The organism is Halomonas sp. A020, assembly GCF_027943625.1.
GTDB classification, from domain to species: domain Bacteria; phylum Pseudomonadota; class Gammaproteobacteria; order Pseudomonadales; family Halomonadaceae; genus Vreelandella; species Vreelandella piezotolerans.
The window spans coordinates 2,362,314-2,388,227 of record NZ_AP022850.1; the positions used below are offsets into that span (position 1 = coordinate 2,362,314).

The 25,914-nt window shown below is 57.7% G+C and carries 20 protein-coding genes and 2 tRNA genes; 16 read left to right on the top strand and 6 right to left on the bottom strand.

The features are described from left to right. Positions 1 to 161 precede the first annotated feature (161 nt). Positions 162 to 740, top strand: coding sequence for a hypothetical protein (locus FRH_RS10965; protein WP_139525432.1), 579 nt, complete (start codon positions 162 to 164; stop codon positions 738 to 740). Positions 741 to 761: 21 nt separating this feature from the next. On the opposite strand, the gene FRH_RS10970 is transcribed toward FRH_RS10965, so the two are convergent. Then, a complete protein-coding gene (locus tag FRH_RS10970) occupies positions 762 to 1,286 on the bottom strand; it encodes a helix-turn-helix domain-containing protein (protein ID WP_139525433.1) in 525 nt (174 codons plus the stop codon). Positions 1,287 to 1,572: 286 nt separating this feature from the next. On the opposite strand from FRH_RS10970, the gene gltX reads away from it, so the two are divergent. The 3 genes from gltX to FRH_RS10985 all read left to right on the top strand — a co-directional run bounded on the left by gltX (position 1,573) and on the right by FRH_RS10985 (position 3,383). Continuing rightward, positions 1,573 to 3,051 carry a glutamate--tRNA ligase gene (gltX, locus tag FRH_RS10975; RefSeq protein WP_153842315.1) on the top strand — a complete coding sequence of 493 codons (1,479 nt, stop codon included), beginning with the start codon at positions 1,573 to 1,575 and terminating at the stop codon, positions 3,049 to 3,051. 129 nt (positions 3,052 to 3,180) lie between these two features. Further along, positions 3,181 to 3,256: transfer RNA gene (locus FRH_RS10980), tRNA-Ala, on the top strand. Between the two features lie 51 nt (positions 3,257 to 3,307). Next, positions 3,308 to 3,383: transfer RNA gene (locus FRH_RS10985), tRNA-Glu, on the top strand. 375 nt (positions 3,384 to 3,758) lie between these two features. Here FRH_RS10985 and FRH_RS10990 read toward each other — a convergent pair. Continuing rightward, the gene (locus FRH_RS10990) at positions 3,759 to 4,640 is read right to left on the bottom strand and encodes an NAD(P)-dependent oxidoreductase (RefSeq protein WP_139525435.1); all 882 of its coding nucleotides are present in this window, start codon (positions 4,638 to 4,640) and stop codon (positions 3,759 to 3,761) included. A 99-nt stretch (positions 4,641 to 4,739) separates the two neighbouring features. Continuing rightward, on the bottom strand, positions 4,740 to 6,026 hold the full coding sequence (gene gltA / locus FRH_RS10995; RefSeq protein WP_139525436.1) for a citrate synthase: 1,287 nt from the start codon (positions 6,024 to 6,026) through the stop codon (positions 4,740 to 4,742). 488 nt (positions 6,027 to 6,514) lie between these two features. Between gltA and sdhC the strand changes: the two genes are divergently transcribed. The 9 genes from sdhC (at position 6,515) to sucD (ending at position 18,286) form a co-directional block, all read left to right on the top strand. Beyond that, on the top strand, positions 6,515 to 6,892 hold the full coding sequence (sdhC, locus tag FRH_RS11000; protein ID WP_196781579.1) for a succinate dehydrogenase, cytochrome b556 subunit: 378 nt from the start codon (positions 6,515 to 6,517) through the stop codon (positions 6,890 to 6,892). Continuing rightward, positions 6,886 to 7,233 carry a succinate dehydrogenase, hydrophobic membrane anchor protein gene (gene sdhD / locus FRH_RS11005; RefSeq protein ID WP_139525437.1) on the top strand — a complete coding sequence of 116 codons (348 nt, stop codon included), beginning with the start codon at positions 6,886 to 6,888 and terminating at the stop codon, positions 7,231 to 7,233. The genes sdhC and sdhD overlap by 7 nt, the downstream gene beginning before the upstream one ends. Before the next feature lie 3 nt (positions 7,234 to 7,236). Then, positions 7,237 to 9,012 carry a succinate dehydrogenase flavoprotein subunit gene (gene sdhA, locus FRH_RS11010; RefSeq protein WP_139525438.1) on the top strand — a complete coding sequence of 592 codons (1,776 nt, stop codon included), beginning with the start codon at positions 7,237 to 7,239 and terminating at the stop codon, positions 9,010 to 9,012. Positions 9,013 to 9,039: 27 nt separating this feature from the next. After that, complete coding sequence (locus FRH_RS11015) at positions 9,040 to 9,750, top strand: succinate dehydrogenase iron-sulfur subunit (RefSeq protein ID WP_016914530.1); 711 nt, start codon at positions 9,040 to 9,042, stop codon at positions 9,748 to 9,750. A gap of 347 nt (positions 9,751 to 10,097) precedes the next feature. After that, positions 10,098 to 12,932 carry a 2-oxoglutarate dehydrogenase E1 component gene (locus FRH_RS11020; protein ID WP_139525439.1) on the top strand — a complete coding sequence of 945 codons (2,835 nt, stop codon included), beginning with the start codon at positions 10,098 to 10,100 and terminating at the stop codon, positions 12,930 to 12,932. A gap of 38 nt (positions 12,933 to 12,970) precedes the next feature. Then, entirely contained in the window at positions 12,971 to 14,530 is a 1,560-nt protein-coding gene (gene odhB / locus FRH_RS11025; RefSeq protein WP_281996870.1) for a 2-oxoglutarate dehydrogenase complex dihydrolipoyllysine-residue succinyltransferase, read from the top strand. Positions 14,531 to 14,642: 112 nt separating this feature from the next. Further along, positions 14,643 to 16,082 (top strand): dihydrolipoyl dehydrogenase, encoded by a 1,440-nt coding sequence (gene lpdA, locus FRH_RS11030; protein WP_139525441.1) that lies wholly within the window; start codon positions 14,643 to 14,645, stop codon positions 16,080 to 16,082. 165 nt (positions 16,083 to 16,247) lie between these two features. Further along, positions 16,248 to 17,414 carry an ADP-forming succinate--CoA ligase subunit beta gene (gene sucC / locus FRH_RS11035; RefSeq protein WP_016914526.1) on the top strand — a complete coding sequence of 389 codons (1,167 nt, stop codon included), beginning with the start codon at positions 16,248 to 16,250 and terminating at the stop codon, positions 17,412 to 17,414. Continuing rightward, positions 17,414 to 18,286: a succinate--CoA ligase subunit alpha gene (sucD, locus tag FRH_RS11040; RefSeq protein WP_044627828.1), complete on the top strand. Its 873-nt coding sequence runs from the start codon at positions 17,414 to 17,416 to the stop codon at positions 18,284 to 18,286. Before sucC ends, sucD begins: the two co-directional genes overlap by 1 nt. A 64-nt stretch (positions 18,287 to 18,350) precedes the next feature. Here the strand turns inward: sucD and FRH_RS11045 are convergent, their stop codons facing one another. The 3 genes from FRH_RS11045 to FRH_RS11055 form a co-directional block, all read right to left on the bottom strand. Then, on the bottom strand, positions 18,351 to 19,388 hold the full coding sequence (locus tag FRH_RS11045; RefSeq protein WP_139525442.1) for a lysylphosphatidylglycerol synthase transmembrane domain-containing protein: 1,038 nt from the start codon (positions 19,386 to 19,388) through the stop codon (positions 18,351 to 18,353). Continuing rightward, the gene (locus tag FRH_RS11050) at positions 19,366 to 20,484 is read right to left on the bottom strand and encodes a glycosyltransferase family 1 protein (RefSeq protein WP_139525443.1); all 1,119 of its coding nucleotides are present in this window, start codon (positions 20,482 to 20,484) and stop codon (positions 19,366 to 19,368) included. The genes FRH_RS11045 and FRH_RS11050 overlap by 23 nt, the downstream gene beginning before the upstream one ends. A 134-nt stretch (positions 20,485 to 20,618) precedes the next feature. After that, entirely contained in the window at positions 20,619 to 22,559 is a 1,941-nt protein-coding gene (locus tag FRH_RS11055; protein ID WP_281998161.1) for an exoribonuclease II, read from the bottom strand. A 180-nt stretch (positions 22,560 to 22,739) separates the two neighbouring features. Here FRH_RS11055 and FRH_RS11060 point away from each other — a divergent pair, with 180 nt between their 5' ends. From FRH_RS11060 to FRH_RS11070, 3 genes are all read left to right on the top strand, one after another. Continuing rightward, positions 22,740 to 23,537 (top strand): Cof-type HAD-IIB family hydrolase, encoded by a 798-nt coding sequence (locus FRH_RS11060; RefSeq protein ID WP_139525444.1) that lies wholly within the window; start codon positions 22,740 to 22,742, stop codon positions 23,535 to 23,537. 115 nt (positions 23,538 to 23,652) lie between these two features. Next, positions 23,653 to 24,378, top strand: coding sequence for a response regulator (locus tag FRH_RS11065; protein ID WP_139525445.1), 726 nt, complete (start codon positions 23,653 to 23,655; stop codon positions 24,376 to 24,378). A 74-nt stretch (positions 24,379 to 24,452) separates the two neighbouring features. After that, a complete protein-coding gene (locus FRH_RS11070) occupies positions 24,453 to 25,856 on the top strand; it encodes an ATP-binding protein (RefSeq protein WP_244993004.1) in 1,404 nt (467 codons plus the stop codon). Positions 25,857 to 25,914: the final 58 nt, after the last annotated feature.

Below are 25,914 nucleotides of genomic sequence, written 5' to 3' on the forward strand. Positions count from 1 at the left end.
GCGTCTCTAAGGAGGGGTGAGAGGTCTGTCTCAATCATCGCGCAGCCCTCATCAGTTCTTATAAACCCCTGCATCACTTTGCGTATTTTGTGGTCAAAAAAAGGTATGGTGAGAGTCAACGCTGGGTAGGCAGGCGTGGCACATTAAGATGAGGAGTCGTTATGGGGAAGACGCTCGGTTATGTTGGCGTGGCGTTAGTCGGGGCCCTGCTATTGAGCGGGTGCAGCGGGCCGGAGGAAGAGGTCTCACAAACCCAGCCTAACTCCGTGGCCGAAGAGCGCGCCTCTGAGCCGGAACCGCCAACGCAGCAGGTGGAGCCCCTGGAAGTCGTTATTTCGACGTCAGCGTCACTGCGTCCCGATCGCCGCCTAATGGTAGAAGGCGACACCAATTTGCCGGATAACGCCCAAGTGCAGGTGATTATCGAGCGGGAGCTAAGCCGCGTCCGTTGGCAAGCGCGTACGCGAGTGATGGACGGTAAATTCGAAGCGGGGCCCTTTGGTTCTGGCAGCGGCCTACCGGATGGGGGCTATTGGGTTACGGTACAGTTAGGTGAGGCTGCCGTTCAGCCAGAAAGCGTGCAGGAACGCATTGGTGGAGAAGGCGAATACTTGGCGGGAGAGCTGGTCAGCCAATCCCGCCACGGTCTAGGGCAGATAGCCACCTACTCGCGCCGTTTCTTGATTGGCAATGAACCAAGACGGACGCGCGACCAGGTGGAGGTGATTGAGGACAACTAAAGGGATGGGGAGGTAGTTGCTTTAGGCAGGACACCAGTGTGCCAGTAATACGGCATGGATAGAGATGTCACTTGGCGCTTTCGCAAAGTGTTCGATCACGAAGCGGTTATCCCGCTGGACCAAGTAATGGCCCGCCTTATGGAACACATGTGTTGGGCCGAGCAGGAGTAAATCCCCGGATGCAATGGGTGAAAAATCCGTGTCTTTGCCCGGGGTCGCCATCACGCAGGGCGCTTTCCAGTCGATCTTCAACGGCAGATGATGCGGCACGGTAATGGTCGTGGCCTGAACCTGTTCCCAGGGGAGGGGACCCGTATGGCTCAGGGTTAACAGTTGAGGTGCACTATCACCTTCTAGCAGGGTAGCCAGCGAACAATCGAGGGCATCGGCGAGCGCCACTAGACGCTCGTGGCCGATCTGTTTAATCGCCCCGGACTCCCAGTAAGAAATGGTGACATCTGACACGCCAACTTTACGTGCAAGGGCAGCCTTGTTGAGCTTGGCCCTAAGCCGCAGTTGCTTGATACGTGAGCCTAGCGATTCCATTTCATTTTCCTGTCGATGAGCTGAATCAGCTCGTTGAATGTACTTCCACCCGCAAGGTGGCGCTCTGATCATACTGAGAAAGACGCAATGTTTTCTCATGTACGAACACGAATCATAGGTACTGCGTCATACTAAGCGATTGTGCATTAGCGCGCATCTTCCTATCGACGATCCTTGAGCACTCGTTCAGACGCTTTTAAGCCAAACTCGTTCCCTTATGGAGGCTGTTGGTTGATCTAAGGGTGCGTATAATGGCGCCACGCTTAATTGCCAAAAGGATCCGTTGATGACCGTTCGCACTCGTATCGCGCCTTCTCCTACAGGCGATCCGCACGTAGGTACTGCTTATATTGCGTTGTTCAATCTCTGCTTTGCTCGTCAGCACGGCGGGCAGTTCATTCTGCGTATCGAAGATACCGATCGGGTGCGTTCGACTCCCGAGTCCGAACAGATGATTTTGGATTCCTTGCGCTGGCTGGGGTTGGAGTGGGATGAAGGTCCTGACGTTGGTGGCCCACATGGCCCTTATCGCCAAAGCGAACGTGGCGATATCTATGCGATGCACGCCCAGCGGCTGCTGGATGCTGGTCATGCTTTCAAATGTTACCGCACCAGCGAAGAGTTGGACGAACTGCGTGAGTCTCGCAAAGAGGCGGGCCTACACTTAGCGCTGAAGCCAGCCGATCTAGCCTTGGACGTCGACGAGCAGGCACGCCGTGAGCAAGAAGGCTGGCCGTACGTCATTCGTATGCACGTACCCAGCGAGGGTGTGTGTGTGGTGAGCGACATGTTGCGCGGCACGATCGAGGTCGATTGGGCGCAGGTCGATGCGCAGATTCTGATGAAGTCAGACGGTATGCCCACCTATCATCTGGCGAACGTGGTGGATGACCATCTGATGGGCATTACTCACGTACTGCGTGGTGAAGAGTGGATCAACTCCGCGCCGAAGCACCAACTGCTATATGAGTACTTTGGCTGGGAAATGCCGCAGCTCTGCCATATGCCGTTGCTGCGTAATCCGGATAAGTCCAAGCTCTCCAAGCGTAAGAATCCCACATCGATCAACTACTATCGTCGCATGGGGTTTTTACCCCAGGCCGTTACCAACTACCTAGGGCGCATGGGCTGGTCGATGCCCGACGAGCGTGAAAAATTCAGCCTGTCAGAAATGATGGCGGAATTCGATATTCAGCGCGTCTCCCTCGGTGGTCCCGTGTTCGATCTGGAGAAGTTAACGTGGCTAAACGGCGTTTACATTCGAGAAGATTTGGATGACGACGCCCTGCTTCAGGCGCTGCGCGAATGGGCGTTCAACGATGCGTACGTTAAACAGATTTTGCCGCAAGTGCGTCCACGGATAGAGACGCTTTCTCAGGTCGTACCGCTCGCTGGCCATTTCTTCTCAGGTTTGCCAGCGATCAGTAAAGATGACTTTGATAGCGTAAAGCTGGACGACGAAGAACTCGTCAAGCTGCTGCAATTCCTGGTTTGGCGTTTCGAGGCCGTTTCTGCTTGGCATAAAGACGCACTTCTGGCCGAGGTGAAAACATTGTCAGAGCACTTCGAGCTCAAAATGAAAGTGTTCTTGGCACCGGTGTTCATTGCCATCACCGGAAGTGCGTCCAGTACCTCGGTGATGGATGCGATGGCTATCTTGGGCTCCGATGTGACACGTGCGCGGTTGCGTAACGCTATTGACGTGTTAGGGGGTGTTTCCAAAAAGCAAGCGAAGCGGTTTGAAAAAGAGTACCGCGATCTGTAATTGACCCCTGGTATGAAAATGGAGAGAGCGTCGCGCGGTCTAGTTATGAACGCGTGGCGTTTTCTTCGGGAAATAGGCTTGACGAAGATCAGGCGAATCAGTAATATACGCTCCGTCTTCGCGACATGTGGGGCCTTAGCTCAGCTGGGAGAGCGCAACACTGGCAGTGTTGAGGTCAGCGGTTCGATCCCGCTAGGCTCCACCAATATCAGCCATCCCTGATGTTGATTGTCCAAGATATCTAAGGTCTGACAACGTCCCATTCGTCTAGTGGTCTAGGACACCGCCCTTTCACGGCGGGAACAGGGGTTCGAACCCCCTATGGGACGCCACTCTCTTTGTTTCTCTCCTTAAATCATTTCGATTCGCGAATAGCAATGAGTCTTCTCACTTGCCTTTTTTGCATTCCCGTCGTCTAGAACTTGCGTCTATTTCACGCGTTTTTTGTCCATATTGTGCTTGACTTGTCCACTTTTGTAACTTGGAGGATCGGGTTGTGCACAACCACATAAAGATGAAGCAAAAAATCAGCAATTTAGCGTAAGCTCTTTAAAATCAATCAGTTATATTAGGTTAAAAAATAACCAATTTAAGGTTGAGTCACTGTTCATGGCGATTGTGGGGCGTTTTCTAGTGGTTGTGAACAGGGTTATCCACAGATAGTGTGGAAAACCCTGGCTAGGCAGCGAGTGCCAAAAAGTCAAGCGTTATTCAGGTTTGCGCAGCCGTTTTAGTAGCGATGACGTGTCCCAGCGGCCGCCTTCCATACGCTGTACGTCCGCATAGAATTGGTCGACCAACGCCGTGACAGGAAGGGTGGCGTCTAACCGTCGCGCTTGCTCGAGGCATATCCCCAGATCCTTGCGCATCCAGTCCACCGCGAAACCATGGTTATACTCATCAGCAATCATTGTTTTATGACGGTTCTCCATCTGCCAAGACCCTGCAGCGCCTTTGGAAATGACGTCGATGACTTGGTGCTGATCGAGTCCGGCTTGCTCAGCAAAGTGCAGGCCTTCCGCCAAGCCTTGTACCAAGCCTGCAATGCAGATCTGATTCACCATTTTGGTGAGCTGACCACTGCTGGCAGCGCCCATGAGCGTGACGGCACGTGCGTAATGATTCAGGAAAGGGGCGACGGCATCAAAATGCGCTTGCTCGCCGCCGCACATGATGGTCAGTGCGCCGTTCTCGGCACCTTGCTGGCCGCCTGACACGGGGGCGTCAATAAACGCTACGCCATTTTCTCGACAGGCAGCATCCAGCTCCAGCGCTAAATCCGCTGACGCGGTGGTGTGATCGACGAGGTAGCTCCCGCTGGTCATGGTGCTCAGTACACCATCGCTGCCCATGGTCACTTGGCGCACATCGTCATCGTTGCCGACACACACCAATACCAAATCGGCCCCCTGGGCTGCCTCGGCGGGTGTCGCGTGAGCCGTGCCGCCAAAGGCGTTAGCCCATGCTTCTGACTTGCTTGCGGTGCGGTTGTAAACCCGCGTGGTGAGGCCCTGCTTGGCGAGGTGGCCGGCCATCGGGTAGCCCATGACGCCAAGGCCGATAAACGCAACGGTTTTGATAGATTGCATAAAGCACCTTTGTTGTTGGTAGGAAGTACGAGCAAACAAAAGGCCACCCGTGGGTGGCCTTCGTCATCCTATGCATGCATTAGCGCGTTAGCTGCCAAATCACTTGCTGGGATAGTCACGTTTTTCGTGACCGACGTACAGCTGGCGCGGGCGGCCGATTTTGTAGCTTTCGCTGAGCATTTCATGCCAGTGGGAGATCCAACCAATGGTACGCGACACCGCAAAGATCACGGTGAACATGTTGGTCGGAATGCCCATGGCTTTCAGAATGATGCCTGAGTAGAAATCGACGTTCGGATACAGTTTGCGCTCGATGAAGTATTCATCTTCGAGTGCGATTTGCTCCAGGCGCTTGGCGATTTTGAGCTGCGGGTCGTCGGCCATGCCGAGCTCGGCCAGTACTTCGTCGCAGGTCTCTTTCATCACTTTGGCGCGTGGGTCGAAGTTGCGGTAGACGCGATGACCGAAGCCCATCAGTTTGAAGGGATCGTTCTTGTCTTTCGCTTTATCCACGAAGCGCTGAATGTTCTCTTCGGAATCGTCGCCGATTTCGTCCAGCATGTTGAGCACGGCCTCGTTGGCACCGCCATGCGCAGGACCCCACAAGGCCGCAATGCCCGCGCTGATACAGGCAAACGGGTTGGCGCCAGTTGAGCCTGCCAGACGAACGGTAGAGGTAGAGGCGTTTTGCTCGTGGTCCGCATGCAGCATGAAGATGCGGTCCATGGCTTTCGCGTATACCGGGTTGATTTTGTACTCTTCGCACGGGTTGCTGAACATCATGTAGAGGAAATTCTCTGCATAGCTCAGATCGTTGCGCGGATAATTGAACGGTTGGCCCACATTGTACTTGTGCGACATGGCGGCCAGGGTCGGCATCTTGGCGATCAAACGGATCGCGCTGATGACGCGGTCTTCTTCCTGAGTGATGTCCATGTGATCGTGGTAGAAGGCTGCTAGGCCGCCCACGACACCGCACAGAATCGACATTGGGTGCGCGTCACGGCGGAACCCTTTGAAAAAGTTGTTGATCTGGTCGTGCACCATGGTGTGATTGCGAATACGTGATTCGAAATCAGCGTACTGCTCGTCGTTGGGCAGCTCACCAAACAGCAGGGTGTAGCAAACTTCTACAAAGTTCGACTCTTTCGCCAGTTGATCAATGGGGTAACCGCGGTGCAGCAGTACGCCCTTGCCGCCATCGATATAGGTGATGGCAGATTGGCAGGAAGAGGTGGCCATAAAGCCGGGGTCGTAGGTAAACAGGCCTTCGGCGCCTAAGCCGCGCACGTCGATGACGTCGGGGCCAAGTGTGCCGGAATACATGGGTAGCTCGATCGTTTTGTCGAGACCGTCTACCGTCAATGTCGCTTTCCTGTCAGCCATGCTGGCCTCCTTTCGAATTCGGTTTGGGACGTAAAGTCGTTGTTTCGCATACCGCGCCGGCGAAAAGGCTTGCCCACTATAGAAGTGTGCGACATTTTGTCAATTAGCCTAAGCGCTAGCTATGCTTGTACAGAGATTGTTGTTATGAACAATTTTTGTATATGATAAATGAGGTGTTCATAGTAGCGAAGTGCCAGAGGATTGACGATACGTTAACAGGCTTATCAAACCATCAATCTCCTGTCACTATAACCATGCTGCATCGCAAAATCGACTCGGGTAGGCGGCATTTTTCTTGCACCATGGTCGAGTTAAGCCTGAGATCGGTTTGTCAGCAGGGGCTAAGGTTCTTATAATCCACGGCGCGCGACCGGCAGGTAGGTGGTCGTGCCCGACTTGGCAACGGCCGAGCCCCTTCCAGCAACCACTGCCCGCTCGGGCTATGCCCGACCTGTCGCAGAGCGGGCCAAGAGAGTGTGTATAACGCCGTGAATAGCAAACGACCCGTAAACCTAGATCTAACGACGATACATTTCCCACTACCGGCGCTAACGTCGATTACACACCGTATCACGGGTGTGATCCTGTTCGTTGGCCTGATTTTCGCTTTTTGGGCGTTGGGTAAATCCCTATCATCTCCGGCTGGCTTCGATGCTGTCAGCAGTGCCTTAGCCAACAACTTCTTTGCCAAGCTCGTTGCGTGGGGGCTGCTGTCTGCCTTGGCATTCCACTTTGTGGCAGGCATCAAGCACCTGCTGATGGACGCCAATATTGGGGTGACCTTAGAAGGTGGCGTGAAAAAAGCACAGGCGACCGTCGTGGTAAGCGCGGTTCTGATCATTCTGGCAGGAGTTTGGGTATGGTAACCAACATTACGAGTTTTGGCCGTAGCGGTCTGTCTGACTGGCTGATGCAGCGTGTTTCTGCGGTCGTGCTGGCCCTCTATACCGTTTTCGTCGTTGCTTACCTGCTGTTGAATCCGAACCTGGATTACTACACCTGGAGCGGCCTGTTCGAGCAAACCTGGATGCGTATTTTCTCGCTGCTGGCGTTTATCTCGATCGCTGCGCACGCCTGGATCGGTTTGTGGACCGTCACCACCGATTACCTCAAGTCCACTCGCCTGCGCGTGGGTGCCCAGACGCTGATCATTCTGGCCATCTTCGTGTACCTCGTGTGGGGCATTCAAATTCTGTGGGGAGCTTGATACATGTCTAACCTTCGTAGCCTGACATTCGACGCCATCATCATCGGTGGCGGTGGCTCTGGCCTGCGTGCGGCGCTCGAACTAGCAAAATCCGGTAAAAAGACAGCCGTACTTTCCAAAGTGTTCCCGACGCGCTCTCACACGGTTTCTGCTCAAGGCGGTATTACCTGTGCCATCGCCTCCGCCGACCCGAACGATGACTGGCGTTGGCACATGTACGACACGGTCAAAGGCGGCGACTACATTGCTGACCAAGACGCCGCTGAATACATGTGCTCCGAAGGCCCCAAAGCGGTCTTCGAACTGGAACACATGGGCCTGCCGTTCTCGCGTTTCGATAACGGCCGCATCTACCAGCGTCCGTTCGGCGGTCAGTCGAAGAACTTCGGTGAAGGCGGTCAGGCAGCGCGCACCTGTGCAGCCGCCGACCGTACCGGCCACGCACTGCTGCACACCCTGTACCAAAACAACCTCAAGAACAACACCACGTTCTTGAACGAGTGGTATGCAGTCGACCTGGTCAAGAACGCCAGCGGTGACGTAGTGGGCTGTATCGCCATGTGCATCGAAACTGGTGAAGTGGTGCACGTCAAATCGAAAGCCACGGTTCTGGCGACGGGCGGTGCGGGTCGTATCTACGCCTCTACCACCAACGCTCTGATCAATACCGGTGACGGCATCGGCATGGCGCTGCGCGCGGGCTTCCCGATGCAGGATATGGAAATGTGGCAGTTCCACCCGACCGGTATCTACGGTGCGGGCACCTTGGTGACCGAAGGATGCCGTGGTGAGGGTGGCTACCTGATCAACAAAGACGGCGAGCGTTTCATGGAGCGTTATGCACCGAACGCCAAAGACTTAGCGGGTCGAGACGTGGTGGCACGCTCCATGGTCATGGAGATTCTCGAAGGCCGCGGCTGTGGCGAGAAGGGTGATCACGTCTTCCTGAAACTCGATCACCTTGGCGAAGAAGTCCTTGGCAAGCGTCTGCCGGGGATCGTCGAGCTCTCCAAGACCTTCGCCCATGTCGATCCGGCGAAAGACCCGATTCCTGTCGTCCCGACCTGCCACTATATGATGGGCGGTATTCCGACCAACATCCATGGCCAAGCGATCACTCAAGACGAAAATGGTAACGACCAGATCGTCAACGGCCTGTTCGCCTGTGGCGAAGCGGCGTGTGTATCGGTCCACGGTGCCAACCGCCTGGGCGGTAACTCACTGCTCGACTTGGTGGTCTTCGGCCGTGCTGCGGGTATGTTCATCGAAGGCGCGCTGAACGAAGGTATCGAATACCTCGACGCTTCCGAGTCGGACATCGAGTTCGCCATGAAGCGCATCACGCGCTGGAACGAATCCGAAGAGGGTGGCGAAAGCATTCCGGCACTGAAAGCCGAGCTGCAAGACATCATGCAGAACTCTTTCGGTGTATTCCGTGAAGAGAAAAACATGCAAGAAGGTGTCAAAAAGCTGGCGGACCTGCGTGGCCGCATTGCCAATGCGCACCTGCCGGACAAATCCAACGCGTTCAACACGGCTCGTGTCGAAGCGCTGGAGCTGGACAACCTGATGGAAGTGGCAGAAGCAACGGCGATTGCTGCCCTCGAGCGTAAAGAGAGCCGTGGTGCCCACTCGCGCTACGACTACCCTGACCGTGATGATGTCAACTGGCTGAAACACTCGCTCTACTTCCCGGCCAGCAAAGAGCTGAAGAAGCGCGACGTCAACTTCAAGCCGAAAACCGTCGATACGTTCGAGCCCAAGGTTCGTACCTACTAATCTCCGCACCGACGAGAGGGAGTCACCATGTCCAATCTTCAGGTATCCGTATACCGCTACAATCCGGAAACCGACTCCGCACCTTATATGCAGGAGTTTCAGGTCGATACCAAAGGCCGCGATCTGATGGTGCTGGATGTTCTGCATCTGATGAAAGAGCAAGACAGCGGTTTGGCCTATCGCCGCAGCTGCCGTGAGGGTGTTTGCGGTTCCGACGGCATGAACATGAATGGCAAAAACGGCCTGGCGTGCATCACGCCGCTGTCAGACGTCGTGAAAAACAACAAGCTGACACTTCGCCCGCTGCCTGGTCTTCCGGTCATCCGCGATATGGTGGTCGACATGGGGCTGTTCTATAAACAGTACGAGCGTATCCAGCCGTATCTGCAGAACGACACCCCGGCACCGGCCATTGAGCGCCTGCAGTCGCCGGAAGAGCGCGACAAACTGGACGGCCTATACGAATGTATTCTGTGCGCGTGTTGCTCCACATCGTGCCCGTCGTTCTGGTGGAATCCGGACAAATTCGTGGGTCCTGCTGGCCTGCTGCAATCCTACCGCTTCCTGGCCGACAGCCGCGATACCGCAACCCGTGAGCGCCTGACCAGCTTGGAGGATCCGTTCTCGGTTTTCCGCTGCCGTGGCATCATGAACTGTGTTGCCGTGTGCCCGAAAGGTCTTAACCCGACCCGTGCAATTGGTAAAATTCGTGAAATGTTGCTTGCGGACGCTACGTAACTATCTAATCCCATGAAGAAAAAGCGTGTACCACGTAAGTTGCAGCATAAAGCTACTTAAATCGTGGCGCTTCGCTTGTTATCATAGGGGCCGTCACGGTGCGGCGACGCGTCGCACCGTGGTCAGCCAAGTTTAAAAGCCGGTGCTTTAAGTACCGGCTTTTGAGCATGAACTGAATGAGAAACGCGTCGCAACTACGTGGTCTTAACCACGTGTATGAACAAGGGCTTCCGGCCTCCGGTCGGCGCCGCCGGCAAACGTCCCGCCCCGCCGGCAGGGCAATAGCGATGTCGTTGCATGCATGCAGCGATGCCGATACCACCCCATCAGTGCAGGGTGACCGAGAGATGCAACAAGGCATAATGGAGTTGATGTGGCGTTCCTCTCACGTTAGTGGTGGCAATGTCCACTACGTGGAAGCGCTTTACGAGCAGTACCTCGCCGATCCTGATTCTGTCTCAGACGAGTGGCGCAGCTATTTTGATCAGCTGCCGCGTCCTGAGGGCAGTGCCTCCCACGATGTTCCACTAAGCCCCATTCGTGATCAGTTCTACCAACTGGGCCGTGAAAGCCGCCCGGGCCGGGTAGCTGCCGCCTCCGACAGCGGTGAGAACAAGAAGCAGGTCAAAGTCCTGCAGCTGATCAACGCGTATCGCTTCCGTGGCCATCAGAAGGCCAATATCGACCCGCTTGGGCTGCGTAATCCCACCCCCGTTCCCGACCTCGACCTGTCGTTCCACCAGCTCTCCAAAGCTGATCTCGACACCGAGTTTCAAACCGGCTCGTTTTTCCTGGGTATCGATAAAGCGCCGCTGCGTGACATCGTCGACGCGCTGGAGCAGACCTACTGTCGCTCCATCGGTTGCGAGATCATGCACATCGTCGATACCGAAGAGAAGCGCTGGCTACAGCGTCGGTTCGAATCGGTACGCAGCGCACCCAAGTTCAGCGATGACGTGCGCAAGCACGTGCTGGAGCGGTTGACCGCAGCGGAAGGATTAGAAAACTACCTAGCGTCCAAGTACCCGGGCACCAAACGCTTCGGTCTGGAGGGTGGTGAGTCGTTCGTACCGATGATGGACGAGCTGATTCAGCGCGCCGGTGGTTACGGCACCAAAGAAGTCGTCATCGGCATGGCCCACCGTGGTCGCTTGAACCTGCTGGTCAATATCTTGGGTAAAAACCCAGCGGATTTGATCGACGAGTTCGATGGCAAGAAAGTCATCGAGCGTGGCTCCGGCGACGTCAAATATCATCAGGGCTTTAGCTCGAACGTCATGTCACCGGGTGGGGAAGTCCACCTCGCCATGTCGTTCAACCCGTCGCACCTGGAGATCGTTGCGCCGGTCGTCGAAGGGTCTGTACGCGCTCGCCAGGATCGTCGTAACGATGACGAAGGCAGCAAAGTACTGCCCATCAACGTCCATGGTGATGCTGCATTCGCCGGTCAGGGCGTGGTGATGGAGACATTCCAGATGTCTCAGACCCGTGCTTACAAGACGGGCGGCACGGTGCACATCGTCATCAATAACCAAGTGGGCTTCACCACCTCGAACCCCTTGGACGCGCGCTCTACGGAATACTGTACTGACATTGCCAAAATGGTTCAGGCGCCGATCTTCCATGTCAACGGCGACGACCCTGATGCCGTGATTCACGCGACACAAGTAGCGCTGGATTATCGTCAACAGTTCAAGAAAGACGTCGTGATCGATCTGGTGTGCTACCGTCGCCGTGGTCACAACGAGGCAGACGAGCCGTCAGGCACGCAGCCAATGATGTACGCCAAGATTAAAGACCACGCTTCCTCACGTACGCTTTACGCGCAGCGTTTGGTCGAGCAGGGCGTCATCACTGAAGACGATGCCAAGGCCATGGTAGAAACCTACCGTGATGACCTTGTCGCAGGTAATCATGTTGCCAATGCGCTGGTCCAAGAGCCCAATACTTCACTGTTCGTGGATTGGGCGCCTTACCTTGGCCACGAGTGGACCGGTGACGCCGACACCACCTTCGATATGAAGCGTCTTCAGCAGCTAGCGGCGAAGATGTGTGAAATACCGGACGGTGTCGACGTTCAGCGCCAGGTCGCCAAAATCTACGAAGACCGCCGTAAAATGCAGGCGGGCGGCATGGGGCTCAACTGGGGGTTTGCCGAAACGCTGGCGTACGCCACGTTGCTCGACCAAGGTCATCCTATCCGCATCACCGGGCAGGATGTGGGTCGTGGGACGTTCTCCCACCGTCACGCGGTCGTGCACAACCAGAAAGACGGGTCGACCTATGTACCGCTGCAGAATATGGCCGATGGTCAGCCGCGCTTTACCATCCACGACTCCTTCCTGTCGGAAGAAGCCGTGCTGGCATTCGAATACGGTTACTCGACCACCGCCCCGAATGACTTGGTCATTTGGGAAGCGCAGTTCGGTGACTTCTTCAACGGCGCTCAAGTGGTGGTCGACCAGTTCATCTCTTCCGGTGAGACCAAGTGGGGTCGCCTGTGCGGCTTGACCATGCTGCTGCCTCATGGCTATGAAGGCCAAGGGCCCGAGCACTCTTCTGCCCGTCTAGAGCGCTTCTTGCAGCTGTGCGCCGAGCACAACATGCAGGTGTGCGTACCGACGACGCCCGCGCAGATTTTCCACCTGTTGCGCCGCCAAGTGATTCGTCCGCTGCGCAAGCCGCTAGTGGTCATGTCGCCTAAGTCGCTGCTGCGCCACAAAGAAGCAGTGTCGAGCTTGGAAGATCTCGCTCACGGCAAGTTCCACATGGTACTGCCGGATCAAGCGAATCTCGACGCCAACAACGTCACCCGCGTCATTATGTGCGCAGGCAAGGTCTACTACGATCTGGCCAACTGGCGCGCTGAAAACGAGCGTGACGACACGGCGATCATTCGTCTAGAGCAGCTCTATCCCTTCCCGAAAGAAGAGCTTCTGGAAGTGCTCCAGGCGTATGCCAATGTGGAAGACATCGTATGGTGTCAGGAAGAGCCGCTGAACCAAGGCGCCTGGTACTCCAGTCAGCACCACATGCGCACCGTGGCCGATATGTTGAAAGATGGCCTTGGACGTGAGTTGAAATTCGCAGGGCGTCCTGCCTCGGCTGCTCCGGCAGCGGGCTATATGTCCGTCCACACTGAACAGCAGCGCCAGCTGGTGGAAGACGCTTTTAACCTATAAGCGCCCACCGGGTTTAGAGAACACATAAGGGAAACGACATGGCTACTGAGATCAAAGCGCCAACCTTTCCGGAATCCGTTGCCGAGGGCACTGTGGCCGCGTGGCATAAAAAGCCGGGTGACAGCGTCGAACGCGACGAGCTGATTGTTGAAATCGAAACCGACAAAGTGGTGCTCGAAGTCGTCGCACCGGAAGCGGGTACCCTGACCGACGTCATGGCCGAAGAGGGCGATACCGTTGAGTCTGAGCAAGTATTGGGCAAAATTGGCGAAGGCAACGCGTCTGCCAGCAAAGAAGATAGCTCTTCTAAAGAGAGCGCTTCTAGCGATAGCAGCGCTGAAAAAACCGAATCAAAAGCAGAGTCTAAGCCTGCTGGCGGCGGTAAAAAGCACGATGTAAAAGCCCCCAGCTTCCCTGAATCGATCCAGGAAGGCACCGTTGCCACGTGGCACAAAAAAGTTGGCGAAGCGGTCAAGCGTGACGAAGTACTCGCCGACATCGAAACCGACAAGGTCGTACTCGAAGTCGTGGCACCGGCCGACGGTGCGCTGCAAGAGATCAAGGCCGAAGAGGGCAGTCAGGTAGAGTCGGAAGCGATTCTGGCGACCTTCGTCGAAGGCGGTGGCAGCGACGAAGCCAGCACACCGAGCACCGAAGACAAGTCCGGCAGCGACGACGACGGCGCTGACGAGAAAGTCGGCGACAAGATCCTGGCACCGGCGGCACGTAAAATGGTGGCCGAGCACGATCTGGACGTGTCCAAGATCGAAGGTACCGGCAAAGGCGGTCGTATTCTGAAAGAAGACGTTCAGAAAGCCGTCAAAGAGGGCTCGGCAAAGAAAGCGACCAAGTCCTCGGCGCCGAAGAAAGCCGCGGCGGTCCCGGCAGTCGAAGGTGATCGCGTCGAAAAACGTGTGCCGATGACGCGCCTGCGCAAGACCATTGCCAAACGCTTGGTCGAAGCCCAGCAGACGGCGGCGATGCTGACCACTTACAACGAAGTGGACATGGGCGCGGTCATGAACCTGCGCGCGCAGTACAAAGATACTTTCCTGAAGATGCATGACACCAAGCTTGGCTTCATGGGCTTCTTCGTGAAAGCCGCCTCGGAAGCTCTCAAGCGCTTCCCGGATGTCAATGCGTCCATTGACGGTGACGAGATCGTCTATCACGGCTATCAGGATATCGGTGTGGCGGTGTCTACCGACCGTGGCCTGGTGGTGCCAGTACTGCGTGATACCGACAGCATGAAAATTGCCGACGTCGAACGCACCATCGTCGACTTCGGTAAGCGTGGTCGTGATGGCAAGCTGGGCATGGACGACATGATCGGCGGCACCTTCACCATCACTAATGGTGGTATCTTTGGCTCGCTGATGTCGACCCCGATCATCAACCCGCCGCAAACCGCTATCCTGGGGATGCACAAGATCCAGGAACGCCCGATGGCGGTGAACGGTAAGGTCGAAATTCGCCCGATGATGTATCTGGCACTCTCTTACGACCACCGCATGATCGACGGCAAAGACGCGGTACAATTCCTGGTTACGATTAAAGAGCTGCTGGAAGACCCGGCTCGTCTGCTGCTGGACGTATAACGAAGCGCGCTGATCCGCCTTCGCTAGTGTTGAGCACGCTGAGTTAATCGCACACAGCCTCCTACCCGCTGTCATCCACCCGGGAGGAGGCCACCAAGCTAAAGGAGCCAACATGGCTGACAAGTTTGACGTGATCGTTATTGGTGCAGGCCCTGGTGGCTACGTAGCGGCTATCCGCGCTGCGCAGCTGGGTCTGAAAGCCGCCTGTGTTGAAAAATGGATCGGTAAAGAAGGTAACGTCGTTCACGGCGGTACCTGCTTGAATGTCGGTTGTATCCCGTCCAAAGCGCTGCTTGAAGCCTCGCACAAGTTCGTCGAAGCCAAGCACGATTTCGACGACATGGGTATCGAAGCCGGCGACGTGACCATGGACGTCAAGAAGATGATGGCGCGCAAGGACAAGATCGTTAAGAACTTGACCGGCGGCATCTCTGGCCTGTTCAAAGCCAATGGTGTTACGGCCATCGAAGGTACCGGTAAAGTCATCTCTGGCAAGCAAGTCGAAGTCACCGACCTCGACGGCAATACCACGACGTACGACGCCGATAACATCGTCATCGCGGCAGGCTCCGTGCCGGTGGAAATCCCGCCGACCCCGCTGACCGAAGGCCTAATCGTCGATTCCACCGGCGCCCTGGAGTTCCAGGAAACGCCGAAGCGTCTTGGCGTCATTGGCGCGGGCGTCATCGGCCTGGAGCTGGGCAGCGTATGGAACCGTCTGGGTTCTGAAGTCACCGTGCTGGAAGCGATGGACTCCTTCCTGCCGATGGTCGACACCGCGATTGCCAAAGAGACCCAGAAACTGCTCAAGAAGCAGGGGCTGGACATCAAATTGGGTGCCCGTGTGACCGGTTCGGAAGCGAACGGTGACGAAGTCGTCGTCAAGTACACCGATGCCAACGGCGAACAAGAGATGACCTTCGACAAGCTGATCGTTTGCGTTGGCCGTCGCCCCTACACCAAAGGCGTGATTGCCGATGGCGTGAGCGTCGAGCTGGACGAGCGTGGTTTCATCTTCGTCGACGACCAGTGCCGTACCAACGTGCCGGGCGTTTACGCCATCGGCGACTGTGTACGCGGCCCGATGCTGGCGCACAAAGCGTCCGAAGAGGGCATTATGGTGGCGGACATCATCGCTGGCCACAAAGCCGAGATGAACTACGACACCATCCCGAACGTGATCTACACCTTCCCGGAAGTGGCGTGGGTCGGTATGACCGAGCAAGATGCCAAGGCCAAAGGCATTGAGGTCAAAACCGGCAGCTTCCCATTCGCCGCCAGCGGCCGTGCCATGGCGAACAATGCCACCGAAGGTAGCGCCAAGATCATTGCCGATGCGGAAACCGACCGTATTCTCGGTATGCACATCGTCGGTCAGCACGCCGGCGAAATGATCGCTCAAGGCGTGATTGCGATGGAATTCGGCTCTAGCGCCGAAGACCTCGCGCTGACCTGCTACGCGCACCCGACCATGTCGGAAGCCGTGCACGAAGCTGCTCTTGCGGTAGAAGGCCATGCGATTCATATGGCGAACCGTAAGAAGCGCAAGTAATTCGCTAAGCAACAACCAAGCGCCACCGTCAGGTGGCGCAACACTTTCAGCCCCGCGCGGTAATGTGCTGGCCACTGAAAGTACGGGGATGGTCAGGGCGGTACAGATACACTGTCACGCCAGCTGATCATCGTTCGAGTCACATGCAACCAATGGCATGAATCGATGAACCTTCACGAGTATCAAGGCAAGCAGCTGTTTGCCGATTATGGTCTGCCAGTGTCCAAAGGCTTTGCCGTGGACACTCCCGAAGAAGCTGTAGAAGCGTGTAAAAAAATCGGCGGCGACATGTGGGTTGTCAAAGCCCAGGTTCACGCTGGCGGCCGCGGTAAAGCGGGCGGCGTCAAGCTGATCAAAGACCCGGCAGAAGCCAAAACCTTCGCCGAGCAGTGGCTGGGCAAGAACCTAGTGACTTACCAGACTGACGAAAAAGGTCAGCCGGTTGCCAAGATTCTGGTAGAGACCTGCACCAACATCGCCGACGAGCTCTACCTGGGCGCGGTCGTTGACCGTACCACTCGTCGCGTCGTGTTCATGGCTTCCACCGAAGGCGGTGTCGAGATCGAAACCGTTGCTGAAGAGACGCCTGAGAAGATCCTCAAAGCAGAAATCGATCCGCTGGTTGGCGCACAGCCCTACCAAGCGCGTGAACTGGCCTTTGCGTTGGGTCTCGAAGGCGATCAGGTGAAACAGTTCACCAAGATCTTCCTGGGTCTCTCCAAGCTGTTCCACGACAAAGATCTGGCACTGCTCGAGATCAACCCGCTGGTCATCACTGACGAAGGCAACCTGCACTGCTTGGATGCCAAACTGGGGCTCGACAGCAACGCCCTGTACCGTCATCCAGACCTGCAGGCCATGCGCGATCCTTCCCAGGAAGATCAGCGTGAAGCCGACGCGGCGAAGTGGGAGCTGAACTATGTTGCCCTCGACGGTAACATCGGTTGCATGGTCAACGGCGCAGGCCTGGCCATGGGCACCATGGATATCGTCAACCTGAGTGGCGGCAAGCCCGCTAACTTCCTGGACGTTGGCGGCGGCGCGACCAAAGAGCGCGTTGCAGAAGCGTTCAAGATCATCCTGTCTGACGACAACGTCAAAGCCGTTCTGGTGAACATCTTCGGCGGTATCGTTCGTTGCGACATGATTGCGGAAGGCATCATCGGTGCCGTCGAGCAAGTGGGCGTCAACGTCCCGGTGGTCGTTCGTCTGGAAGGTAACAACGCTGAATTGGGCGCTGAGAAACTGGCGTCTAGCGGTCTGAACATCATCGCTGCTACCAGTCTGACCGACGCGGCTCAGCAGGTTGTCAAAGCAGCGGAGGGCAAGTAATGAGCATCCTGATCGATAAGAACACCAAGGTCATCTGCCAAGGTTTCACCGGTGGCCAGGGCACGTTCCACTCCGAGCAGGCGATTGCCTATGGCACGCAGATGGTCGGTGGTGTCACGCCGGGCAAAGGCGGCCAGACGCACCTGGGCCTGCCCGTTTTCAACACCGTGAAAGAAGCGGTCGAGAAAACCGGTGCAGAGGCCAGCGTGATCTACGTACCGGCACCGTTCTGCAAAGACTCGATCCTTGAAGCTGCGAATGCTGGCATCAAGCTGATCGTGTGCATCACCGAAGGCATCGCGACCCTCGACATGCTCGACGCAAAAGTCAAATGCGACGAGCTGGGCGTACGCCTGATCGGCCCGAACTGCCCGGGTGTGATCACTCCCGGTGAATGCAAAATCGGTATCATGCCGGGTCACATCCATCAGCCAGGCCGCGTCGGTATCGTGTCTCGCTCTGGTACCCTGACCTATGAAGCCGTTAAGCAGACCACTGACCACGGTTTTGGTCAGTCTACCTGTGTCGGTATCGGCGGCGACCCGATTCCGGGTTCTAACTTCATCGACATCCTGGAGATGTTCGAGAAAGACCCGAAAACCGAAGCAATCGTGATGATCGGCGAAATCGGCGGCACCGCCGAAGAAGAAGCCGCGGCTTACATCAAAGCCAACGTGTCGAAGCCGGTGGTTTCCTACATTGCCGGTGTGACGGCACCTCCTGGCAAGCGTATGGGCCACGCGGGCGCCATCATCTCTGGTGGTAAAGGGACTGCCGATGAAAAATTTGCGGCTCTGGAAGACGCCGGTGTCAAAACCGTTCGTTCTTTGGCGCAAATTGGCGATGCGTTGAAAGAAGTCACCGGCTGGTAAGCTGCGCACTTTTTCATGACGCTGAAAAGGGCACCCTCGGGTGCCCTTTTTGCGTTCGTGGGGGTCAAGGAAAGCGGTGGGGCGGCTTGCGCTGACGCAGCAGACGGGCGCTGTAGAACAGTAGCAGCGGCGCGCCGGCGGCGAGGTAAAGGTGGTAGCTAATCAGCCGCCAAACCAGAACGGCGGCAGCGGCCTGCTCCCTGCTCATCAAAGGCAGCAGCAAGCTTCCCACCCCCACTTCAGCCGCTCCCGCGCCGCCAGGCAGAAAGCTGAACTGGCTGGCGGCCATGGCCAGCATCTGAGTCAAAAACGTCCACAGCCAGTCGGCATGCCCGCCGATGCCAATCACTGCAAGGTAAAGCAAGCTGTAGCGCAGTAGCCAGTGCAGGGCTGTCAGCGCCAGCATTGCTGCCAGCGTGCCCTTGGGGAGCGCTAATGTCATACGCAACGCATGGCGGCAGCGTAACAGTCGCCTGACCAGCCAGCGCCGTCGGCTTGGGCGTAGCCAAGCCAGCCACTGACGACGCGACCGTAGCAGCTTGGGTAAATATCCCATGATCAGCGAGACGCCTACGGCTAGCAGCGCCAATCCCAGCAATGAAAGCTGTACCAGGCCCTGGTGCGGCCACTGGGCATCACCGACTACCGACATCGCCACCAAGCCGCTCAGCATCACGAGGAAGAACAGCAGGTCACAGCCCTGGTCGATGAGAAAGACCGCCGTGCCTTTCGAGGGCGAAAATCCCCGCTGGGCAAGCAGTAACAGCAGGGTGGCCGGACCGCCGCTGCCGCCAGGCGTGGCGCAGAGCGCGCACTTCGCCGCCAGCTCGATGCCCAGCGCGCCGCGCTGGCCAAGCTGGCCGGCGCGGCCGTTCAGCATCAGGCGCAGGCGGGCGGCGTTCAAGTTCCAGCACAGCGCCGCCATGGCGATCATCAGAACCAGCAAGCCAATGGGGAATTGCGCCACATGGTCGAACGCTCGGCTGCCCCCGGCCAGTGAGGTGAGCACCAGCGGTGCCACCAGGGCAGCGAGCAGCAACACACCGTGTAGCGGACGAAAACGTAGCAGCCGTTGGGCGTTAGCGGCGGACGGCACGGGCATCGGGCTGTTCGAGTCCGCATAGGTCGATGTAGTGCGTCAGCAGCGAGCCAATCACACTATCCCAACTGAACTGTCGCTCGACATAGTGGCGTGCATAGCGACCGCTCGCGGCGATGTCGTTGCTAAATAGTGCTGCGCAGGCGTCAGCCATGGCATCTGGGTCCAGCGGCTGGCAGAGCACGCCCGCGCCCAGCGGTACGTTCTCGATCAGCGCACCCGCCCGCGCACCAATGACTGGCAGGCCGCTGGCCATTGCTTCCTGAGCCACTAGCCCAAAGGTTTCGCGGGTGCCGGCATGCAGTAACGCATCGCTACTGGCCAGCGCCCTTGCCACTTCATGGCTGCCGCAGCAGCGGTTCACCACCGTGACATTGCTGGGCACCTGCGTTGGCATGCCCGGCCCCATTAGTAGCAGATGATAGTCGCTGCCCAGCGCTCGCATGGTGGCGAGTAAAACGTCGATGTTCTTTTCTCGCGAGAAGCGACCGACGAATATCAGTAGTTTCTTATCGTCAGGTACACCCATGGCTGCACGGAAGCCAGGGTCGCGCCTTGAAGGGTGGAACTGCACTAAATCGACCCCTAACGACTGCACGCGTACGTTGGGTACGCCCCACTCGGTGAGACGGTTGGCCATGGCGTGGCAGGGGGCGAGTACGCTATCGAAGCGCTGGTACAGATCTACCACGTAGCGAACCAGCCGTTGGTGGACGTGTCGTCCAAAACGGTCCCCCATTAAGTTAGGTAAGTCGGAGTGGTAGAAACCCACCACTGGCACACCTAGCCGCTGGCCAGCCTCTAGCGCGGCCCAGGCGGTCACATACGGATCACCTGCTTCGATCAACGTGGGTGAGAGGTCTACCAAGGCTTCTCGCCAAGGACGGCGGCGCAGCGGAAATCGATAACCCTGCCCAAGCGGCAGGTGCAGCGCCGACAGCGTATGGTGGTCGCCCAAACTATCGCGTTCGGCCCCCGGCACCAGCAGGCTGGTTCGCAGGTTGGGGCTGCGCGAAAGCACGCGATGTTTAGCCTGTAAGTAGGTGCGAACGCCGCCACTTGCCGGGGCGTGGAACATGGTCACATCGGCGATGTGCAAGGTAACCTCCGAGCCACATGAGTGTCATCGAATTACCTTAGGGTAGAAATAAGTCAGTTCTGCGACAACGTCACCGTGCAGCAGAAATAAAAACGCCACGGCAAAGCCGTGGCGCGAACACGTGTTGGCTGCGTTTAGGCAGCAGGTTTGGCGACCAGCGATCGTGTCTCTTCGCGAGCTTCGGTCAGTGAGACACGCAGGCTATCGCCCAGCTTGAAGCGCTCCTCGCCCTCGATCTGAATGCGGCCCTCTTTGTCATCGATGACCACTTTATCGCGGTCACTGTGCATCAAGGGGGCGGGCACGAACGCCGTCGCGCCGTTTTCTATCAGACGAACCCGCATACCGCCACGGTTGATCGCCATGATTTCGGCGTCGAAGGTGTCCTGATTCTGCGCCGCCGGGGTCAGGTAGCGCACGTAAAGCCAATCTTTTACGTCGCGTTCAGCCATACGATTCAGACGGCGGCGCTCGGTGAGCTGCTCGGTGAGCTGCTGGCTGGCTTCTGCCGGAGCCTGCTCGCCCTTGAGCACACGCTTGATCAAGCGGTGGTTGACCATATCGCCGTACTTACGAATCGGCGAGGTCCAGGTGGCGTAGGCGGGCAGCCCCAGCCCAAAATGCGGGCCAGGCTGGGCCGACATGCTGGTGAAGCCCTGGAAACGGCGCAGGCGCGCATCCAGCCAAGCGTCGTCGCGGCTCTCAAGCGCACGCTTGAGTTCCTTATAGTGAGCCAGTTCGGTCAAGGCCTGTTGATCGACGACGATTTCCTGAGTGGCGAGGAACTCTTGGGCCGCTTCGGCTTTTTCCGGCTCGAAAGCGCGGTGGACGTTGAAGATGCCGTGGCCGATATGGCTGGCCAGGAAGTCCGCGCAGCAGGCGTTGGCGGCAATCATCGACTCTTCGATCATGCGGTTGGCAATGCGACGGTCTTCGGTGCGAATGCCCAGCACGTTGCCCGCTTCATCCAGATCGAAGACGTAATCAGGACGATCTTTGAAGACCAGTGCGTGCTCGTTACGCCATGCAGTGCGAGCTTCCGTCAAGGTCTGCAGCGCCTTCAGCTGCTCGGCAATCTCCTCGGCCGGTGCCCAGTCGCCCTGGCCTTCGATCCAGTCGGAGACGCGCTCGTACACCAGCTTCGCATGGGACGTCACGTTGGCCGCGAAGAAGCGGTAGTCGCCCAGGCTGCCGTCGGCATGAATGGTCAGCGTGCAGGCAAGGGCTGGGCGCTCTTGGCCTTCCCACAGCGAGCACAAGTCGTCCGCCAACTGCTCGGGCAGCATGGTGACGTTCTGGCCCGGCAGGTAGACGGTAAATGCGCGAGTGCGCGCTTCCAGATCGGCGGCGTGGCCCTCTTCCACATAGGCGGTGGGGTCGGCAATGGCCACGCTCAACTGCCAGCCGCCTTCGGGACGGGCCACCACATATAGGGCATCGTCCATGTCTCGCGTCTTTTCGCCGTCGATGGTAAAGAAGGGCTGTGCGGTGAGGTCTTCCCGCGTCAGTCCCTCGTCGCGTAGCGGCCAATCGCTGCCAGCATCCGGGCACTCTTGTTCCAGCGCGTGGCGAGCAAGCGTCACGCGCCAAGGTACGGCAGGGTCGTCGGCTTTGGCCACCAACTCATCGATCTGGGAGAAGAAGCCGCGGTCGTTCTCTTTTAGTGGGTGGCGTACCAAGCGCGCCACGACCCAGTCGCCATCGCCAATGCTATTTTCGTCGAGGCTGTTTTTTATACGTGCTTTCAACACGTTGCGAATCGAAGGGTGGTCCGGCACCACCGCCAGGCGGCCGTCGCGTTTTTGCACACGTGCCACGAAGCGGTCCAAACCGGCTTCGATGAGCTTTTCCGGCTCGACCGACTTCTTATCGCCGTTTTCGTGTATGACGGCTTCCACGCGATCACCGTGCAGTACCTGCTTCATGGCGGGAGGTGGCACGAAATAGGAGTCGCCGCTGTCGGTTTCAAGAAACCCAAAGCCTTTTTCGGTAGCTTTGATCACCCCTTCGGCGCGAGGAGTCGTTTCACGGATCTGTTGCTTGAGCTGGGCAAGCAGGGAGTTGTTTTGAAGCATGTGTTCGATCAGTTGGCGAGAGTAGGGTGCCACTATACGGATTCCCACTGGCCGCGCCAATCGTTGCCCTGGGGGAAGTGGCGGTGGGCACGACAGGTCAATGGCTTACTTACGCTTGGCTGAATCGGTTAAGCTGAGTAGATCGACCGCTAAGGCGACTAACGTACAAGGAGCGCGCTTATGACCCCACGCCTGATCGTTTCCGACCTGGACGGTACGCTGCTGGGCAGCGACCACCGGTTACATGACAGCACCGTCGAGGTGCTGCGTAGGCTGGTACAGCAGGGGCACCATCTGGCGCTGGCCTCCGGCCGCCATTACCACGATATGCGCGTATTCCGTGACGAATTGGGCGTCCCTGCCCACCTGATCAGTACTAATGGGGCGTACACCCATGATCCCGCGGATAGCTTGGTCAGCGCGTCCCATCTCGATCCGGCTCATGCCCGCACGCTGATTCAATTACCCCGGCCACCCCAAGTGCGTCTCAGTCTTTACCGCGAGGTAGGCTGGCATGTGGATGCCCACGCGCCACATCTGCTGTCATTACATGCCTCAACGGGCTTTCGCTATGAGGTCGTGCCGCCCGATCAGATGGACGCCAACGGCGTGGGTAAAGTGCTCTATTTAGGCGACCCGGAAGCGCTAGCAGAGCTGGAAGCTCAGGCCCAGGCCGCCCACGGCGATGGGCTGCACATTACCTACTCCACGGTGGACTCGTTAGAGATCATGGCGGGCGGGGTCAACAAAGGCGTGGCATTGGCGGCGCTACTGGAGTCGCTGGGGCTCACCGCCGCCGACTGCTTAGCCTTCGGAGATAACCTCAACGACACTGAAATGCTTACCTTGGCAGGTGAAGCCCAGGTGATGGCCAACGCCCATCCGGCGCTGTTCGATCGCGTGCCAAGAGCCCAGCGCATCGGCCACCACGGCGAAGCGGCGGTGGCGTCGTTCCTGAAGCAGCGCTTTGGGCTTTAGCATTTTTGCTGCCATTATCACTCTGCCACCTTAGTCGAGAGCCGCTTGCGGTAGGCGATACGCTCCACCATCATCTAGCCCCTAAAACGATAATAACCTAGGGGCCCTTTCTACGATGACTACCACACCTGCGACCTTGATGGTGGTCGACGATGATCCGGAAATCCGCGAGCTACTGGCGGATTACCTGGGGCGACACGGTTACCACGTGCGGACCGCCGAAGACGCGAACACGCTTTACTCACAGCTTGCCGAGCGAACACCCGATTTGCTGATCGTCGATGTGATGATGCCGGGGGATGACGGCTTCACCATTTGCCGGGAGCTGCGCAAAACCAGCGACACGCCGATCATCATGCTCACCGCCAGCGCCGACGATACCGACCGCATCTTGGGGCTGGAATTAGGGGCCGACGACTATATCGGCAAACCCTTCAACCCTCGTGAGCTGCTGGCGCGTATCAAAGCGGTACTGCGCCGCACGCGCACGGCTGCCTCGGCGGCCGCCCTTCATGAAGCGCGCTGGGTACGCTTTGGTGAGTGGCAACTCGACCGCATGACGCGGGAACTGGTCGGTCACAACGGCGAGCGCACCGCGCTGTCGGGGGCAGATTTTCAGCTGCTTCAGGTGTTCTTGGAGCGTCCCGCCCAGGTGATCACTCGCGATGATCTCTATACCTTGACCCGAGGCCGTGATGCGCCGCCGCTGGATCGTTCGATTGATGTGCACGTCTGTCGGCTACGCCAGCGGCTAGGTGAGGATGCCCAGCATTCACAGTTGATTCGTACCGTACGCGGGGCGGGCTACGTGCTCACGGCCAGGGTAGAACCAACGTCGTGAGGGCGTGGCGACGTTGGCTGAAACGACGTTCACGCTGGCTGCCCGGCAGCCTGCGCGGGCGCTTTGTCATCATCATGATTGCTGGGGTGCTGGCCGCTCAGGTGGCCAGCTATACCATCTGGACCTCTCAAGTGCGCGCCAGCCAGCTTGAACAGCTCGATGAGCTCTCCAGCAATATGGCGTTTAGCATTGCCTCCACCATGAAATTTTTCCGTTCGCTGCCGGTGGACTATCGGCATATCGTGCTGGATCAGCTGCGTAGCATGGGCGGCACGCGTTTTTTTGTCAGTGTGAACGAGCGGCGTATCCCCGTAGTGGACATCGGCAACGGTCCGGAAAAAACAGTGGTGGTGAATAACGTTCGCACCATTCTGACTCAGCAGCTCTCGATTGACGATGTGGTGGTGGAGTTTTCCCGCCCGGAAACGCTGCGGGTATTCAATAACGAAGTGCTGCTCCACGATCTGCCGCCCCGTTGGGGCCAGCATAGCCTGTTGATGGAGCCGCTATCGCCGCCGATTCTGGTGGTGCAGTTGGAGTTGGCCCCGGATACTTGGCTCTATGTGGCCACGCTGCTGGGCGTCCCGGATATCTTCAGCGGCTACCGCTGGCTCTCGGAAGAGCGGCTGCTGGCGGGCATCGTCGTGCTGCTCACCGTGCTGGCGCTGTCGTTATTGGGTATTACCAGCGTCACGAGACCGCTGGCTAGACTTTCTCGGGCGGCGCGTCAGCTCGGCGACGACCTGGATAGCCCGCCGCTGAAAGAGAGTGGTCCCAAGGAAGTAGCAGCTACCGCCGTGGCGTTCAATCGTATGCAGCGGCGTATTCGCGAGCAGGTGGAGGAGCGCGAGAGGCTCTTCTCAGCGATCTCCCACGACTTGAAAACGCCGATTACTCGAATGCGCTTACGGGCTGAAATGCTCGATGACCCAATACAGCGTGAGCGCTTCTGCGCCTCGCTGGACGAGCTGTCCAAGCTGGTCAAAGGCGCGCTGGCCTCGGTCAAGGGGTTAGACCTGCATGAAGAGCCGCAGCCAACGGATCTCTACGCGCTCACGATTGAACTGGCCGAGGCGCTGCGCTTGCAGGGGGGCGACGTGCAGGTGGCCGGGCAGGTGGCGTTACTCACGGTCAAGCCGCTGGCGATGAAGCGCTGCCTGGCGAACCTGTTAGAAAATGCGGTGTTTTACGGCCAGCGGACGAGGGTAACGCTGGAAGAGCAGTCGGGCGTGGTGCGCCTACATATTCACGACAGTGGCCCTGGCATCCCTAAGGATCAGCTTGGCCGCGTGTTTTCACCCTTTGTACGCCTGGAGGTGTCCAGAAGCCGCCACACCGGTGGAAGCGGCTTGGGGCTAGGCATTGCCCGGCATATCGCCCGTGCCCATGGGGGCGATATTACCCTTGCTAATCACCCCGTAGGCGGCCTGCTGGCCACGCTTACGCTGCCTCGCCAAACCAGCGTTACAGACTTGTAATAAATCGCTAACACTATGCAGGACTCGGTAACTCCCGTTGTGGGCGCAGGTGACGTAC